The organism is Burkholderia sp. MSHR3999, from assembly GCF_000833595.1.
Taxonomy (GTDB): Bacteria; Pseudomonadota; Gammaproteobacteria; order Burkholderiales; family Burkholderiaceae; genus Burkholderia; species Burkholderia ubonensis.
Genome location: NZ_JRFO01000004.1, coordinates 189,356 through 205,338 on the forward strand (window position 1 = coordinate 189,356; position 15,983 = coordinate 205,338).

13 protein-coding genes and 5 pseudogenes are annotated in these 15,983 nt (G+C 60.9%); 7 read left to right on the plus strand and 11 right to left on the minus strand.

Annotation, left to right across the window (positions count from 1 at the left end):
• Window positions 1-1,148: 1,148 nt before the first annotated feature.
• From KY49_RS37225 to KY49_RS13565, 3 genes and pseudogenes are all read right to left on the minus strand, one after another.
• Window positions 1,149-1,283: pseudogene (locus KY49_RS37225) on the minus strand (IS5/IS1182 family transposase); the annotation flags it as partial.
• A gap of 95 nt (window positions 1,284-1,378) precedes the next feature.
• A pseudogene (locus tag KY49_RS13560) lies at window positions 1,379-2,513 on the minus strand (IS256 family transposase).
• A 62-nt stretch (window positions 2,514-2,575) separates the two neighbouring features.
• Window positions 2,576-2,812: a hypothetical protein gene (locus KY49_RS13565; RefSeq protein ID WP_042585159.1), complete on the minus strand. Its 237-nt coding sequence runs from the start codon at window positions 2,810-2,812 to the stop codon at window positions 2,576-2,578.
• 394 nt (window positions 2,813-3,206) lie between these two features.
• On the opposite strand from KY49_RS13565, the pseudogene KY49_RS13570 reads away from it, so the two are divergent.
• From KY49_RS13570 to istB, 3 genes and pseudogenes are all read left to right on the plus strand, one after another.
• Window positions 3,207-3,734: pseudogene (locus KY49_RS13570) on the plus strand (DNA adenine methylase); the annotation flags it as partial.
• Between the two features lie 183 nt (window positions 3,735-3,917).
• Entirely contained in the window at window positions 3,918-5,459 is a 1,542-nt protein-coding gene (istA, locus tag KY49_RS13575) for an IS21 family transposase (RefSeq protein WP_042585160.1), read from the plus strand.
• Window positions 5,460-5,474: 15 nt separating this feature from the next.
• Window positions 5,475-6,233 carry an IS21-like element helper ATPase IstB gene (istB, locus tag KY49_RS13580; RefSeq protein WP_042585161.1) on the plus strand — a complete coding sequence of 253 codons (759 nt, stop codon included), beginning with the start codon at window positions 5,475-5,477 and terminating at the stop codon, window positions 6,231-6,233.
• A 355-nt stretch (window positions 6,234-6,588) separates the two neighbouring features.
• Here the strand turns inward: istB and KY49_RS35545 are convergent, their stop codons facing one another.
• Complete coding sequence (locus KY49_RS35545; protein ID WP_080402685.1) at window positions 6,589-6,831, minus strand: EAL domain-containing protein; 243 nt, start codon at window positions 6,829-6,831, stop codon at window positions 6,589-6,591.
• A gap of 37 nt (window positions 6,832-6,868) precedes the next feature.
• On the opposite strand from KY49_RS35545, the pseudogene KY49_RS35550 reads away from it, so the two are divergent.
• Window positions 6,869-7,967 (plus strand): annotated as a pseudogene (locus tag KY49_RS35550) (IS3 family transposase).
• Between the two features lie 265 nt (window positions 7,968-8,232).
• Here KY49_RS35550 and KY49_RS38520 read toward each other — a convergent pair.
• Window positions 8,233-8,505 carry a thioesterase II family protein gene (locus KY49_RS38520; RefSeq protein WP_042585163.1) on the minus strand — a complete coding sequence of 91 codons (273 nt, stop codon included), beginning with the start codon at window positions 8,503-8,505 and terminating at the stop codon, window positions 8,233-8,235.
• A 149-nt stretch (window positions 8,506-8,654) separates the two neighbouring features.
• Window positions 8,655-8,816 (minus strand): annotated as a pseudogene (locus KY49_RS38525) (acyl carrier protein); the annotation flags it as partial.
• A 118-nt stretch (window positions 8,817-8,934) separates the two neighbouring features.
• On the opposite strand from KY49_RS38525, the gene KY49_RS35560 reads away from it, so the two are divergent.
• Complete coding sequence (locus tag KY49_RS35560) at window positions 8,935-9,105, plus strand: hypothetical protein (protein WP_231636402.1); 171 nt, start codon at window positions 8,935-8,937, stop codon at window positions 9,103-9,105.
• 182 nt (window positions 9,106-9,287) lie between these two features.
• Here KY49_RS35560 and KY49_RS39250 read toward each other — a convergent pair whose 3' ends face one another.
• From KY49_RS39250 to KY49_RS35570, 5 genes are all read right to left on the minus strand, one after another.
• Complete coding sequence (locus tag KY49_RS39250) at window positions 9,288-9,521, minus strand: chemotaxis protein CheW (RefSeq protein ID WP_415869112.1); 234 nt, start codon at window positions 9,519-9,521, stop codon at window positions 9,288-9,290.
• Between the two features lie 131 nt (window positions 9,522-9,652).
• Window positions 9,653-10,300 carry a response regulator gene (locus tag KY49_RS13600; RefSeq protein WP_042585164.1) on the minus strand — a complete coding sequence of 216 codons (648 nt, stop codon included), beginning with the start codon at window positions 10,298-10,300 and terminating at the stop codon, window positions 9,653-9,655.
• Entirely contained in the window at window positions 10,297-11,796 is a 1,500-nt protein-coding gene (locus KY49_RS13605; RefSeq protein ID WP_042585165.1) for a hybrid sensor histidine kinase/response regulator, read from the minus strand. The genes KY49_RS13600 and KY49_RS13605 overlap by 4 nt, the downstream gene beginning before the upstream one ends.
• A complete protein-coding gene (locus KY49_RS13610; protein ID WP_042585166.1) occupies window positions 11,793-12,245 on the minus strand; it encodes a response regulator in 453 nt (150 codons plus the stop codon). Before KY49_RS13610 ends, KY49_RS13605 begins: the two co-directional genes overlap by 4 nt.
• A gap of 25 nt (window positions 12,246-12,270) precedes the next feature.
• Window positions 12,271-14,217, minus strand: a complete 1,947-nt coding sequence (locus KY49_RS35570; RefSeq protein WP_080402687.1) for a sensor histidine kinase — start codon at window positions 14,215-14,217, stop codon at window positions 12,271-12,273.
• A 177-nt stretch (window positions 14,218-14,394) separates the two neighbouring features.
• Here KY49_RS35570 and KY49_RS37230 point away from each other — a divergent pair, with 177 nt between their 5' ends.
• Both KY49_RS37230 and tatA read left to right on the plus strand, forming a co-directional pair.
• Window positions 14,395-14,937 carry a hypothetical protein gene (locus tag KY49_RS37230; RefSeq protein WP_139253513.1) on the plus strand — a complete coding sequence of 181 codons (543 nt, stop codon included), beginning with the start codon at window positions 14,395-14,397 and terminating at the stop codon, window positions 14,935-14,937.
• Between the two features lie 604 nt (window positions 14,938-15,541).
• Window positions 15,542-15,781, plus strand: coding sequence for a Sec-independent protein translocase subunit TatA (tatA, locus tag KY49_RS13620; RefSeq protein WP_042585167.1), 240 nt, complete (start codon window positions 15,542-15,544; stop codon window positions 15,779-15,781).
• The last annotated feature ends 202 nt before the right edge of the window (window positions 15,782-15,983 follow it).

Consider the following 15,983-nt stretch of genomic DNA (forward strand, 5'->3'; position numbering starts at 1 on the left):
AATCAAATCAACCCCTTCCTGACTGGTCTTTCCGATTTTCCTCAACACCTCGCTGCTGCGTCCCGGCCGGCGGTCTCGCGCACTCACGGTCGTTCTGAGGCGGCCATGGCGGTGATAACAAAATTATCTTGGATCACTATCCGAGGTAATCGTCTGCAAGGACGATTACCTCGTGATGCATGCGGCGCGACGCATGTTTCATTGGAAAATGCTCTTGGCGTTTCGCGATTTACTTTGCGCTGAAATTTATGGAATACTTTGATAAGGCTCATCAAATATTTTTATCCTGTGACCGCCAGATAAATCGGTGACCATCCTTGATGTCGCGCAGTGAAATTAAATTTCAATTTTCAATTTGATATCTCAAATTGAGTTTACCTATTGTCTCATAAATTTCATAAACAATTCATGTCAATTGCGGCGATCGAATCGTTTTCGCATATTATTCTGTATTTTGTTGGCAATTGCCGGACTTGAAAATGACGGATGACAACCAATTGGTCGCGCGTCAACGCAGCTTTATCAGAGCCCCTCTTGTTTTCATCCGGCAATTACCTATGATTACCGTGCTGGGCGGGAATTTCGAAGCCTAGCCATGCCAGAAAGCGACGGTAGGTGCTTTAATGCAAGGAGGTTATCATGCGTCGACAATTAAATACTTTCGTAATAGCGGTGGGATCCTTGTTGATTCTCTCAACCACGATGTCCGCAAATGCGCAAGTGGCGCGGCAACCACGCGTCCTTGATCCAGCAGAGGCTGCGGCCATAATGGCGACCGGGAAAAGTGCGCCAGCGGAATTCGTAGCCGCTGTCGCAAATCCAGAAACGGCCGTGCCGGCCCAGATTTGCTTTACTTGTGGTGGCGACTGGCCGATATTTGCCGGCGCTTACCACGCGGTGAACACGGGCAACCTCACCTTTGAACGGGGTAGCGCCTGCTCGGGAACGCTCCAGGCGTCAAACGACACGAACCCGTTCCTCTGCACCAGATAGAGGCATATCAAGGTAATTCGCACACGATTGAAGGCCTCGCTTCATGAGTGGTCAGCGAGTTTTTTGGTTGTGTTGCGATAAGGAGGGCAGGACGCTTGGGTTGGCGTTGTTGCACAAACCGAGCGTAAAGACGGAGTAGCAGTCATGTTCACGGCCTCGGTCACCTTCGAGTCGGCGGAGCGTGGCCACAAGCGGTTTCCTGTGAGCGTCTTTTGGCGATACATCGCGTTCTCCGCAATTGAGCGCCGATGGTAGCCCGAGCCCTTCTTCCATTCACGGCGGCTGAACCTGTCCGCGTTTTCGTGGGCGAGGCTAGACGGCGACAATTATCTTGGCCGGTCGGCCAAAGTAGTTGACGCTCTACACGAGGCGGTTGAACGACTCGTTAGCCGCGCGTTTGCGTGAATCGCTCGCCGAACAGGACAGCAAACTGGTTCATCGCGGACTTCCAGTCGAAGGTGGCGCGTACCGTTTTGGCCGAGACGTTGCGCAACTCCAGCCAGAGCAGCTTAATGGCAGCCTCGTCATTCGGGAAGTGGCCGCGGGTGTTGATGATCTTGCACAACTGCATGTTCAGGCTTTCGATGGCGTTGGTCGTGTCCGCACCCCCAAGCTGACAGCCGCCGCGTAGATCGGGCGCAGCGCCTGCGCCACGGTCTTGCGATCCTTCCAGCCGGCATAGTCAAGACTGTTGCGAATCAGGTGCACGATGCAGATCTGGACTGCGGTTCTGGATAGGCGGCGCCGATGGCCTCGGTCAGCCCCTTCAGGCCGTCAACCGCCGCGATCAGGATGTCCTGGCAGCCGCGCGTCTTGAGTTCGTTGAACACCTTCAGCCAGAACCTGGCGCCCTCGGTCTGCTCGATCCAGAGACCCAGCACGTTGCGCTGACCGTCGGCCTGGATGACCAGTGCCAGATATACTATACGCCGGCTTTGTTGCTGACCGCTCCGTCGTCACGGATCTTGACCCGCAGCGCGTCGAAGAACACCACCGGATACATCGCCTCGAGCGGGCGACTCTGCCAGGTCGGCGCGTCGGCCATTTCCTCGTCGGTAACCGAACTGATAAAGTCGGGCGAGACCTCGGTGCCGTAGCTCTCTCGGCCAGAAAGCCTTGAATCTCGCGCACGCTCATTCCGCGCGCGTACATCGCGACGATGCGTTCGTCGGAGCCGGTGAAGCGGCGCTCGTGCTTGGGAATCAGGATCGGCTCGAAGCTGCCGTCGCGATCACGGGGGACTTCGACCCGGACCGGGCCACGATCGGTGATGACCGTCTTGCCGCTGACGCCGTTGCGCTCGTTAGCTTAACCGGTGGGTAGCCCAGATGCAGATTCATCTCGGCGCCCATCGCGCGTTCGATGATCGCTTTGTTGAACGCCAGCATCAGATCCTGTACCTCGGTGGGCAACATCGGCCCCTTGACCAGTTGGTCCAGAAGTTCCTTGGGCAGTTCAGGCAGCGGCCCTCGGGCCGCTGCCTGCGAGGCTACCGTTCGTCTTTTCTTCTTCATCGGCATATCCACGACTTTTAACCCTCATGATATGCCTCGCCCACAAAATGCCGGACAGGTCCGGCGCGTTATTCGATCCTGATACCCCGATTGTCATTCTCCCCTGTCACGCCCGATTGCGCCGGCCCGTTGTTGATCGTCCAGAAGATGTAGAGATACTTACGGTCTCCAGGGGACGGGTCGCCATATTGATTGCCAGCGAGAAACACGCGCGTGCCGTTTGCATACTCCCGTCGAACCTGAGCCGTGACGTCAATCGTGTTGTTCCAGACGCCGTAACCGGCATTGGTAATCGTGGTGCTCATTGTCGTTCTCCAGAAGGTTAAGTTTCGCGCACGATGACTCTCTGAAAGCTATACGGAACATATCGCCAATGTCGCGTCGGAATGACGCTTCCGCCGGGGGCAGGCCCACGTCGCGCGAATGATGACGTGGAGCGCTGTGCTGGAGATAGCAGCCCCATATAAAAGATAGTTCATCCAGCAAATTACGCAGCCTGCAAAATTTGGCAGGTATGGTTGGAATCGGACTTCAATCTTGAAGGCGCGTAACGCGCAGGATGAAACGGGGCGGCCGACGTGATGATGCAGCATCATCCCGGCCGCTTTTCCACTGAATGCGTCAGTGAATCAGCCAAGGCCCTGCTAACTACCGGTAGGCGGGCCGGATTCTACGCCACGTTTAAGAACGGTTTTCACAATGGCAAATCCGATTATTCCGTGGATCGGCGGTAAACGCCGCCTCACTGACCATCTCATCCCGCGCTTTCCGGCTCACGACTGCTACGTCGAAGTGTTCGCGGGTAGAGCGGCGCTGTACTTCCTGCGTCCGCAGGCGAAGGTCGAGGTGATCAACGACGTCAACGGCGATCTGGTCAACCTGTACCGGGTCGTGCAGCACCACCTGGAGGAGTTCGTGCGGCAGTTCAAATGGGCGCTCACGAGCCGGCAGGTGTTCGAGTGGCTGAAGCAAACGGTCCCGGAAACCCTCACCGACATCCAGCGAGCGGCCCGGTTCTACTACCTGCAGAAAAGTTGCTTTGGGGCGAAGCTGGAAGGGCAGACGTTTGGGACGGCGACGACAACGCCGCCGGGTCCAAACCTGCTACGTATCGAGGAGGAACTATCGGCGGCCCATCCGCGGCTCGCGAACACGTTCGTCGAACGCCTCGATTGGGCCGCCTGCATTGATCGGTACGACCGACCGCATACGCTGTTTTACTTGGATGCGTATTCCAGGCCAAAGCGAACGCGGATTCCAGAGCAAGCCGAACGCAGTTTCCACGGCAAACCGAACGCTGATTCCACGGCAAACCGAACGCACTTTCCACGCGTAAGCGAACGGTAGGAAGGACGGCGGCGATGCGGGATAACCATGGCACGCTGGACGATTTGGTCCAGGGTGCCACGAATGCCGAGAACAAGGTTATCCATGCGTCAGATCAAAGAGGTGCTGCGCCTGCGGTTTGTCTGCGAGCGTAGCCAAAGCGAAATCGCGCGCACGATTGGCGCGTCCAAGGCGACGGTCTGGGAGTACCTGGATCGGGCCAGACGGGCGCAAGTGAGCTACGAACGGGCGACGGCGATGGACGACGCGGCGCTCGAGGCACTGCTGTTCCCGCCGGCGCCGCCGTCGAACCGCGAGCGCCCGAAGCCCGAGTGGCCGACGGTGCATCGCGAGTTGGGCAAGAAGGGGGTCACGCTCGATCTGTTGTGGAACGAGTACAAGGCCCAGGAGGCCGATGGCTACGGCTACAGCTGGTTCTGCGAGCATTACGAGCGTTGGGCGGCGACTCTGCCGGTGACGCTGCGTCAGACCCATGCGCCCGGCGAGAAGCTGTTCGTCGATTACTCGGGCAACAAGCTCGGCATCGTTGATCCGCACACCGGCGAGATCCGCGAAGCCGAGCTGTTCGTCGCAACGCTCGGCGCATCGAACTACACGTACGCGGAAGCGACGTGGAGCCAGCAGCTCGAGGACTGGATCGGCTCGCACGTCCGGGCCTTCACGTTCCTTGGCGGCTGCGTGGAGATTGTCGTGCCGGACAACCTGAAGTCCGGCGTGCACAAGCCCGACTTCTACGATCCGATTCTGAATCGCACTTACGGCGAGATGGCCGCGTATTACGGCGTAGCGATCATCCCGGCACGCAGCCGGCGCCCGCGGGACAAGGCGAAGGTCGAGCAATCGGTGCTGCTCGTTCAGCGCTGGATTCTGGCGCGGCTACGCCACCAGCGCCTGTTCAGCCTCGATGAAGCGAACCGCGCGATCGCCACACTGCTCGTCGGTTTGAACAACAAGCCGTTCAAGAAGCTGCCCGGCTGTCGCCGCAGTGCCTTCGAGGAACTCGATCGCCCGGCGTTGCGGCCGCTGCCCGAGCGGCCGTATCAGTTCGCCCAGTGGAAGCTCGCGCGCGTCGGGATCGACTACCACGTCGAAGTCGTCGAGCACTTCTACTCCGTGCCGTACCGCTACGCGCGCGAACAGGTCGACGTGCGCTACACCAGGACCAGCGTCGAGATCTTCCATCGCGGCCAGCGCATTGCCGCGCATGCCCGCAGTGAGCGGCGCGGCCATCACAGCACGATCGCCGCGCACATGCCGCCGAATCACCGGGCGGCCACCACCGAGTGGAACCCGCAACGCCTGCTCAAATGGGCAGCCAGTATCGGTCCGCACACCGCCGCCGTCGTCGAGCACCTGCTCAGTGGCCGCCAACACCCGGAGCAAGCCTACCGCGCCTGCCTGGGTGTGCTGCGGCTGGGCAAGGACTACGGGGCCACGCGGCTGGAGGCCGCCTGCAGCCGCGCCATCGATCTGAAAGCGTCGAACTACCGCTTCATTGCGTCGACGCTGAAGAACGGTCTGGAAAGCAAGGCCGAGACGGCCGCGGCCCAGGCCGAGTTGCCGCTCGTGCACGCGAACGTGCGCGGACCGTCCTACTACCACTGACTGGAGATCGTCATCATGTTGCATCATCCGACCGTCGAGAAGCTCCATGCGCTGCGCCTGTTCGGCATGGCAGCGGCGCTGGCCGAGCAGCAATCGCAGGCCAGCATCGATCAGCTCGACTTCGAGGAGCGTCTCGGGCTGCTCGTCGAGCGCGAGGCCAGCGAGCGCGATTCGCGCCTGCTCACGGCGCGGCTGCGCCGCGCCAAGCTGCGCTTCCCCGACGCCGTGCCGGAAGACATCGACTACCGTTCGTCGCGCGGCCTGGACCGGACGCTGCTCGCCCGGCTGCTGACCGGCGAGTGGATTCGGGAGCGGCAGAATGTGATCCTGGTCGCGCCGACCGGGCTCGGCAAGAGCTGGTTGGCGTGCGCTCTGGTGAACCAGGCCTGCCGGCAGGGCTACTCGGCTGGCTATCTGCGCATGCCGAAGTTCAGTGAGGAGATGGCGATCGCGCACGGCGCCGGCCGCTATGCCCGGCTGCTCGCGCAGTGGGCTCGAACCGAGGTCCTGGTGCTCGACGATCTCGCGATGGCGCCGATGTCCGATCAGGCGCGGCGCGATCTGCTCGAGGTGCTCGACGACCGGCACGGCTCCCACTCGACGATCGTCACCAGTCAGATCCCCATCGAGAACTGGCATGCCGCCATTGGCGACCCGACGCTCGCCGACGCGATCCTCGACCGACTCGTTCACAACGCCCATCGCCTCACGCTCGCCGGCGAATCGATGCGCAAGCGCCGAAATGGTTTGACCAGCAAGGAGGTGTCGGAGTAAAAACGCTCAGGCCCGCGTCGCCACGTCCGCAGCGTTCGCTTAAGCGTGGAATGAGCGTTCGGTTTGCGTGGAATACGCACGCAGCCCGTCATTGGGTAGGTGTGCGCAACAGTTCAAGACTACGGGCTGACGGTCGAAGACACTTTCGATCGCCAGACTTCTCCGCGCAGCCGGACTCGTAAAGCTGCGCCGCCACCGAAATATCGCGCCCCCAAGGCGGGGCGACTTGGAGGGGCCGCGGGCCGTCTTGGATCAAAGGTAAAAAGCATGAATGGTTCCCGACCGAATCCGAGTGATCGTGAGCACGGGTCGGCCGCGCGATTACGTCATGCGGCTGCCCCAGCGCCGATGTAGTCTACGTCACAGCACGTGCCGGTGTCTGCATCCGAACGCGTGCGGCACGGTACATGCGCTCGAATTCCAAGATGTTCGCTGGTCGCTGAAACAAGAAGCCTTGTGCGAACCTGATTCCAACTTCCGTCAGCGCGTTGCATTGCGCGACCTCTTCGACGCCTTCTGCGATAACCATCAGGCCACGTTTGTTCGTTAGGTACGCAATACCTTCTGACCTGAGATGTCTCTTGTAGCCATCCGGCAAGTGAGTTCTCTTTTATCCTAGAGACAAGGAGAACTCGATGAAGAAGCGATTTACCGGCGAGCAGATCATCCGCATCTTGCGCGAGGCCGAGAGCCGGGATGAGCCGGTGAAGGATCTATGCAAGCGGAACAGCATTTCGGAACAGACGTTCTATCGTTGGCGCAACAAGTTCGGCGGCATGGATGTGGCGGACGCACGTCGGCTCAAGGAACTGGAATCGGAGAACGATCGGCTTAAGCGCCTGATCGCCGAGCAGATGCTAGTAATCGACGGTCTGAAGGAGTTCAGCCGAAAAAAATGATCGCCCCGACGGGCCGGCGCAAGGCGCCGGAAGTCCTGACTCGGCAGGGGCTCTCGCAACGCAAGGCATGTCGCTACCTGGGGCTGAGCCGCCGAGTGGAGACCTATACGCTCAAGCAACCGGAGAAGGATCGGAGTCTGGGCTAGAGGCTGATTGCAGCCGCGCAAGAGGTGCCGCGCTTCGGCTATCGCCGGATGTCGGCCTGGCTGGCGTTGAGCGAGTCGCGCGTGCGACGAATGTGGCGAGCCTTGCAGCTCAACATTGCGCGGCGACGTCCTCGCCGACGTCGTTGCGGCACCGACATACGCCTGCCAGGCGCCACGCAGCCCAATTCGGTCTGGAGCTACGACTTCGTGCACGACCAACTGGTGGATGGCCGAGCGTTGAAGATGCTATGCGTGATCGATGAAGACACCCGCGAGTGCCTGGCGATCGAGGTGGGTGCCAGCCTGCGTTCGCAGGATGTGATCCTGACGCTGTCGCGACTCATGTGGCTATACGGCAAGCCCGCGTTCATACGGTCGGACAACGGCGCCGAATTCACCGCGGCCAAGGTCATACGCTGGCTGCGCGACGCTGCAATCGGCCCGGCCTTCATCGCCCCAGGCAGTCCGTGGCAAAACGGGTTCGTCGAAAGCTTCAACAGCAAGCTGCGAGACGAATTGCTGAACCGCGAATGGTTCCGCAGCCGCGCCGAGGCCAAGGTGCTCATCGAACGCTGGCGGTAGTTCTACAACGAGCGCAGGCCCCACAGCGCCATCGCTATCAACCTCCGGCCACGGTCCGTCGAGCCTGGCTGGATTCCGATAATATCGACGCGAGACTCACTGCCTGATTGGTCACAGAATTCCGCCGCAGGTCACCATAACTGGTCCAGCAGCCCAACGCCTGAAGTGACTTGCGATCGAGCAACTCTTCCTTCTGACATCCTTAAAGTCGAGCCTCAGGTTGCGCAATCGCACTCAAACTCTCTAAGGCTTCGTGCGACGGCCCCCCAAAAAAACCCGGTCACAGCCGAGCGACTGTGCCGGGTCGCAGAGGCGTCCATTCTCAGGCACGAAGAAGGACGTAGCGTAAGCTTATGTCGGACAGAAGGATTGTCAAATAGCGTGGAATACCAATCTTATCGCGTATGGCGCGTCGAGGCGCGGCAGCAGCGCATCGCGCAGCGCGTCGACCAGCTCCGGATAGAGGGAATGCGCCGCTTCGGCGTGGCGCGGTGGCCGCCCCGGCAACTGCAGCGCCTGCAACTCGATCTCTTCGGGCTGGTGCCGGACCCAGCCGGAAAACACTGAGCCCAGGCCGCCCAGGAACGGGATGCAGAAGATCCGCAGGCGCGGCGCGCGCGCGACGGTCGCGGCACGAGAAACCACCCGCACGCGTCCATCGCCGACAGGGGCGCGGCAACGGGCTGCGCCGGCGGCGCGTCGGCCGGACGGTCCGAGCCGAGCTGCTGTGTCAAGATCTCAGCGAGCGCTCCGACCTTCGGATGACGCCACAGCACCGCGGACGACAGCGGCAAGCCCACTTCGCCCACGATTCGTTCGTTGCGCAGCTCGAGGCCAGTCAGCGAATCCAGCCCGGCCTGCCGAAAGGTCGTCGCGGGCGTCAGCGCGGCTTCCGGCACTCGCAGCACCGCGGCGGCATGCCGGCGCAACAGGGCCTGGATCAGCTCGCGCCGCATTCCCGGCGGCGCGTCCTTGAGGCGTGTCTACGCCTCGTCGCTGCCAGGTCGCGCAGCGGCGCCGTCGCGCACCCCGCTCGCTACGAGCCGCCGCGAGCCCGGCGTCCGAGAACGGGCGATGGGCTTTACGCTCGGCCGGCATCCTCTGGCGCTGCTGCGCGATTGCCTCAAGATGGACCGCATGCAGACGGCCGAGCAGCTGGCGACGCTGCGCAAAGGACAGCTCGCGCGCGTGCGGACTCGTCACGGTGCGGCACCTGATCGCGAGCAAGCTCGTCGACCGGGCTGAGCTGCTTGGGGCGCTGCCGACGACGTCACGGGAATTTTGCTGACATCGAACCCATGACCGGCCAGAAGCGGCCAATGGGCCACGCTTTCGCACGGACGTTCGAGCGTCGGCTCAGCTCCGCTCAAGACAGCGGACCTTTGCGCTGCTACGAATGCAAATGTCCGAGCACTTTTGCGACAAGCTTACTTCTGGCATGCTGTCAAAAAAACAAAGAAATCACTGTGTCGACGTTCGCGTGATGAGCAAATGGTCGCTCGCGGAGACTTCCCGGCAGCTAGCCCGAAGTGCCGGCGCACGTCGATGACCGGAACAATCGGGCCTGCAACGTTGGTGATACCGCGTATCGTGGGTGGGGTGGTGGCCATGCAGGTAATGTCGACCATCCTGGCGCCCCGTTCCGCGTCCATCGACGGCAATGCAAGCCGACACCCGACGAGCGCATCACGACATACCGGGCGGCGAGCATCGGCGCTGCATCCTCATCGCGGTTGATGGGTTGTGTGGTCACCATGCCTTCTCTCGTTCCAATGCAGCCGGGTCGTGTCGTCTAGACGATGTCGTTTTCGTCGAACAGCCCGTGGCGTGTCGCATAGCGGACAAGCGCGGCTTCGTGCGGCATCTGCATTTTCTCGAGAATCCGCGTCTTGTACGTGCTGACCGTTTTTGCGCTGACGCACAGCTCGCGAGCAACCTCGGAAATGCTCTGACCCGCTGCGAGGCGGCGGAAAACGTCGAATTCGCGGTCGGACAACCGCTGGTGCGGCGGGATGTTGGCCGGCTCGTTCAGGTTCTGCGCAAGGCGCTCGGCCATCTCGATGCTCACGTAGACGCCCCCCCCTGCGACCTTCGTCACTGCGGACACCAGCTCGGTGCTGGCGCTTTCCTTGGTGAGGTAGCCTGATGCGCCGGCCTTGAACGCGCGTACCGCATACTGCTGCTCAGCATGCATCGTCAGCACGAGAATGCGCAGACTTGGCTTTTCGTCCTTGATCTGCCGGATCAGCTCGATACCGTTGCCCCCCGGCATCGACAAGTCGAGCATCAGCACCTGCGCGTCTGTCGAGTGGATCAACGAGATTGCTGTTATCCAGTCCGAGGCTTCGCCAGCGACCTCGAAATCGTTCGCATTCTGCAGAATGTGACGCAATCCTTCGCGAACCAGTGTATGGTCGTCTGCGATCAGTACGTGGATCATGGCAGTACCTCTTGCTGTTGTACCGCATGCAGCGGAAACGTTACCGTTATCGAAAAGCCTTTGCCATCGGCAGTGTCGATCGTCACCGAACCGCCGATCATGTGTGCGCGCTCGCGAATGCCGACCAGGCCGAACGACTGGTCCTGTCGATCACTGCCGCCGCCATCCACGATTCTGCCGCCACGCCCGTTATCGGCCACGCGCAGCATACAGCAGCCACCTTCGATGCATAGCGTCAGGACGACAGCCGTAGCGTTCGCGTGTCTCGCAACATTGGTAAGCGCTTCTTGGACGATGCGGAACAGCGTCGTCGCGCCAATCCCCGTGAAGGTCGTGTCGCCCGGATCGATGCGGCGCTCGACATCGATTCCGTAGCGATCCGTGAAGTCATTGACCAGCCAGTCGATCGCGGGCATCAGCCCGAGATCGTCCAGCATCACCGGCCGCAGATCCGCCGCTATCCGGCGCACCGACGCCACCGTCATATCGATCAGCCGGCTCATGTCGCTTAAGCGGTCGCGCACCGTCTGTGTCGCCGCAGCCTGTCCCTTCAGCCTAATCTCGATCTCGGCCAGACCCATCTTCAGCGCCGTCAACTGTTGACCAAGGTCGTCATGCAGCTCACGTGCGATCCGCGCCTTTTCTTCCTCGCGCACGTGCTGAATGTGGGCCGACAGACGGCGCAGCTCCTCGCGCGAAATCCGCAGCGCCTCCTCATCGCGTTTTCGGTCCGTGACGTCCATAATCCAGCCCACCATCCGGTACGGCTGGCCCGCGCCGTTCCACAACGCCTGTCCACGGGATTCAATCCAGCGGGAGGTACCCGACCGAAAGTTCACCCGGTACTCGACGTCGTAAGGCGACCGCTGCTCGAGGTGCGCCGCCAGCGCCGCCCTGACGCGCTCGATGTCATCGGGGTGAATCGCATCGAGGAGCGCGTGATTCTCGTCAGCAGGTTCGTCGTCGTGGTAGTCCATGATCTCCTTGAAATGCGGAGAGAAATAGACCAAATCGGTTCCCAGATCCCAGTCCCACAGCCCTGCCGACGCACCGTTCACCGCCAGCTGGAAACGCTCCTTGCTGGCCACGAGTTCGGCGGCCACACGGTGCCGTTCAATCGCATAGCGGATTGCACGGCCGAGCAGCGACACCTCGATATCGCGCTTGAGCAAATAGTCCTGCGCCCCTTCCTGTATCGCCTGCAGCCCGATCAAGATATCGTCGAGACCGGTTAGCACGAGCACGGGGACACTCGGAACCTGCCTATGAAAGCGGCGAAACGTGTCGGGCCCCTGCGAGTCCGGCAGGCCGAGATCGAGCAGCACGACATCGCAGGGCGCCGTCTGCGCATGTTCGATGGCGTGGGACAACCACTCGGCGCGGGTCGGGCAGGCTTCGAAGTCCTGCACATCTGCGAGTGCCTCTTCGATAAACAAGGCGTCGCTCGCACTGTCCTCGACGAGAAGGACCTGCAATGCCGGACGCAAGGCGTTCATCTTTCCGACGGCGGCAATGTGACCACGCCAAACCAGTAGTCGTTGATGGTGCGCACCACGTCAGAGAACTTCGTGAAATCCACCGGCTTCGTGATGTAGCAGTTCGCGTGGAAACCGTAGGATCGCACCACGTCCTCTTCCGACTTCGATGTCGTCAGGATGACGACCGGGATGGTCATCAGCGCCGGGTCACCCTTGAGCTCCTGGAGCACTTCCCGGCCGCTCTTTCTCGGCAGGTTGAGATCAAGAAGGATCAGGCCCGGCCGGCGCACCGATGCGTATTGCCCGTCGCGCCTGAGAAATGCCATGGCCTCGACGCCATCCTCCACCACCCGAAGCGGGTTCAGCACCTTGTAGGACTCGAGCGCCTCTCGAGTCATCATGACATCGGTCGGACTGTCCTCGACCAGCAGAATTTCGACCAGATCGCCACTTGCATCGACAAGCATGATTGACCTCCTACCGGTGGCATGGTTATTTCAAATCACGGCCATCCCGTCGCGGCAGCGTAAAGAAGAACGTGGTGCCGGCGCCCGGCTCTGATTCGACCCAGATGCGGCCGCCGTGATGTTCGACGATGCGTTTGCACAGCGCGAGGCCGATGCCGGTACCGGGATAGTCACGACGTGTATGCAAGCGCTGAAAAATCAGGAAGATATGGTCAAAAAACCGTGACTCGATCCCGATCCCGTTGTCCGTCACGTGAAACACCCACGCATCGTCGTGGATCGTCGCCCCCACGTGGATCTGCATCGTGCGATCCCTGCTGCGGAACTTGATCGCGTTTCCGACGAGGTTCTGAAACAGCACCGAGATCTGGCCGGATATCGCGCGGACCGCGGGCAGCCCGTCATCGGTTATCTGCGCGCCGCTTTCCTGGATCGCGACGGCTAGGTTCGCGAGCGCTTTGTCCAGCGCCTCCCTGCACTCTGTCAGTTGCCAGGGCTCGCTGGATCGCCCCACACGGGAAAACGCAAGCAAATCCTCAATCAGCGCCTGCATCCTGCTGGCACCATCGACTGCGTGCTCGATGAATTCGTCGGCCCGCGCGTCAAGCCGTCCACGGTATCGCCGTTGCAGTAGCTGCAACGGCCCCGCAATCGCCCGTAGCGGCTCCTGCAGATCATGCGAAGCGACATACGCAAACTGTTCCAGATCGCGGTTCGAGCGGGCCAGTTCCTCGGTCCGCTCGCGCAACTTGTCCTCGGCCTGCTTGCGCTCGGTGATGTCCACGATGGCGGCAAGCACGAATACGCCATTGGCGGTCTCGACGGGGTTGAGCCCAATTTCCAGTGCCACTTCACTGCCATCCTGGCGCACACCGTAGAGATGGCGCCCCGCGCCCATCGGTCGGCTTCGGGGATCCCGAAGGAATGTGCTGCGATAGTCCGGATGGTGTGGCCGAAATCGCTCCGGCACGAGCACGTCGATGCCTTGCCCGATCAGCTCCTTGCGGGCGTAACCGAAAACCTTTTCCGTCTGGGAATTCACGAGTACGATCCGGCCGTCGCCATTCACCATGATCATCGCGTTCGGCGCGGCTTCGACGACCTGACGGAAGTGCTCCTCGGCCCGCTTGCGCTCACTGATCTCCCGCTGCAGCCTTTCCTTCGCGCGCTCGAGTTCGTCTCGCGAAACCATGCTTGCGCCGAGCGCCTCCCCCATCTCGTTGAACGCCCGGCAGAGGTCCCCGATTTCGTCGCGCGAGGTGACGGCAAGCCTGTGGTCGAGGTTACCCGCACCCATGACCATTGCGCCCGCGCGCAGCCTGGCCAGCGGCCGGATCATACTGCGCAGCGTCAGGATCAACGACATCACGAGCGTCAGCAAGACGACGGCACCGAACAGCGAGACCGCGAAGATCGCACGTTGCTGCGCATCGAGCACACCGCGCCGGCCGCGGTCGAACATCGCATGGGCATTGGAAATCATGTCTTGCGTCTGGTTCATGATCTGTCCGGTGAGTCTCGCCTCCAGTTCCGGCCTCGCCGCGTCCAGTCGGCTTTCCAAACCCGTCAGCTGACGATCGTTGACCAGTTCTGCAAACAACGCTTCCGCGTTACGATGCGCACGCCGAAGCTGATCCAGCGTGGTCCGTTCCTCCTTGCTGGCGAATCCAGCAGCACCCGAAAGCAATCCCGACATCGATGCATTGCGGGCCTGCCATTGCGCCAGAGTGTGTACGTCGCGGCCTTGTGCATACTCGAGCGTGAGATACCGGAGCGCCGTTGCCGCATCGAGGATATTGCCCGCCACCTCATTGTTCTCGATGTTCTTATTCACGCGCTGGTTTGTCACGACCAGCACGGTGAAGAGGATCGCCACGACGCCTGTCGCCAGCGATCCCGCCAGCGCGAGTCTGGTTGATATCTTCATTCGCCCGCCTTTGGTCCATCTCACACAATCGTCATTGCATTTCATTTACGCGATGGGCGTAGCAGCCTGACCGCCGGTGGCGTTTGCCCGGTCGCGACGACAGAACATGACAAGGTGATCAGGATTCCGATGTGGGTATCGCAACTCAGGCCGATAAGCTTGAGCACATAGGTTCAGGCCATAGATAGGAGGGACCGTCAATCTCGGTTCCGACAAAGGCCGATGATCCGCCACGGCGAACATGATTGGAAGATCGGAAGAAAGTCCGAGGTCGACCCGCCTACCCGACACAGGGTCCTGGGCAACCTTCTCGCTGACGCAAATGGCAGCTCGGGCCTGTATGCGTTCGCTAGCGAAATTCCCTTTCACTTGGGCAGCAATCAAGGGACACAAACCGGCATGCGCAGCGCGCGCAATTACCGCCCGCTTCATCTGGAAACCGCGCTGCGTCGAGCCATGACCACTCCAGGCATGGGGCACGCCAGCCATCAGCGCCACAAGACCGGTGCAGAAGCCAATCACCGGTATTATCCCGCTCGTGGAAACGGGCTTGACTTTCATCGTGACTCACCCCGAATCGTGGCTGCACGAGATTATTCCGCCAATCAAGTTATGGCGGACATTATCTTTCATTTAGTACAGCAGCGGAGTATCTTTAACGCCATCAACGACCATCACATCGCCCGATTTCCCCATCGCCAGGATCACCGCACTACCCGACCAGCGACTGCACTGCGGCAGCAAGAGCGTCGCGACTTCGCTTGACAAGCCGGATCTCGCTTAATCATCCGAAGTATAGGCATTCGATTCCGTCTGACAAGCGCTGCACCCCTGCACAATCGGACGAGTGCGATCGGATTGCGTCTCGCGCATACTGTGCCATATGGTGCCAATTCCGTCTGATCGATTTTTATCGCGCTGTTTGCGCCAAAATGGCTGACATTTACGCCACATTCTCCATCGCTTGGCACAATGGCATAGATGCTCATATTGGATGAAGCCGCCCCATTGCATCGAGTAGACGTCGACATATTGCCCACATCTGCGGAGCGAATTTTCAAAAGGGCCTGACGAGGGGTTGACTGTGACAGCGAGCACCGGGAACGCGCGCCTGGGCCACACGGCATGCGGGGTGCGAGGCGAATGCGATAGCTCAACGAATTGCTCGGGCGCCCGCGTTTTGTGTAGCATCGTGTTTTCAGGTGCCTTTCGAAATTGAAGCGTCTCGGCCTCGGCGCCAAAGTCATCGTCCGACAGGGGCGTCTCATCGTCCGACAGGGGCGTCGCGAGACAGACGCTCGCCTGTATCGACAAGCGTCCGCAAGCTCATATTCTCGCCGCGCGCGGCGACATCTAGAAGGGGTGCATCATGGGCGGGTTGAGTCTTTGGCACTGGATGATCGTGCTGCTGATCGTCGCACTGGTGTTCGGCACGAAAAAGCTGCGCAACATCGGCAACGACCTCGGCGGCGCGGTGAAGGGATTCAAGGAAGGCATGCACGACGGGGACACGGCGCCGCCGTCCGACACACAGCACCCGCTCACGCATCCGGACACCGTGGACGTCAACGCGAAGGAAACGACGCATACGGATTCGAACAAGGCTTGACGTCAGGGCCGTCGGATGTCGGATACTTCCGGCACACGCCGCCGGATTCTCGAAATTGACCCAGATCGGTGCCGGTGCATGCGTCGTGTCCGATTTTCCCGCCACCGGTTCCGGATCTCGAATGAACGGCAACTGCCGCGGCAGAAGAGCTTCCATTGTGCGTCGACACGCTTCCCCGTCCGGGCAGCGCAAGCCGCCAGTG

Coding starts and splice junctions, on each gene's coding strand:
- istA (WP_042585160.1), top strand. CDS start 3,918: ATGCCGAGAACAAGGTTATCCATGCGTCAGATCAAAGAGGTGCTGCGC.
- KY49_RS35560 (WP_231636402.1), top strand. CDS start 8,935: ATGGGCTTTACGCTCGGCCGGCATCCTCTGGCGCTGCTGCGCGATTGC.
- istB (WP_042585161.1), top strand. CDS start 5,475: ATGTTGCATCATCCGACCGTCGAGAAGCTCCATGCGCTGCGCCTGTTC.
- KY49_RS37230 (WP_139253513.1), top strand. CDS start 14,395: ATGATCCGCCACGGCGAACATGATTGGAAGATCGGAAGAAAGTCCGAG.
- tatA (WP_042585167.1), top strand. CDS start 15,542: ATGGGCGGGTTGAGTCTTTGGCACTGGATGATCGTGCTGCTGATCGTC.
- KY49_RS35570 (WP_080402687.1), bottom strand. CDS start 14,217: ATGAAATGCAATGACGATTGTGTGAGATGGACCAAAGGCGGGCGAATG.
- KY49_RS13600 (WP_042585164.1), bottom strand. CDS start 10,300: ATGATCCACGTACTGATCGCAGACGACCATACACTGGTTCGCGAAGGA.
- KY49_RS13605 (WP_042585165.1), bottom strand. CDS start 11,796: ATGAACGCCTTGCGTCCGGCATTGCAGGTCCTTCTCGTCGAGGACAGT.
- KY49_RS13565 (WP_042585159.1), bottom strand. CDS start 2,812: ATGAGCACCACGATTACCAATGCCGGTTACGGCGTCTGGAACAACACG.
- KY49_RS13610 (WP_042585166.1), bottom strand. CDS start 12,245: ATGCTTGTCGATGCAAGTGGCGATCTGGTCGAAATTCTGCTGGTCGAG.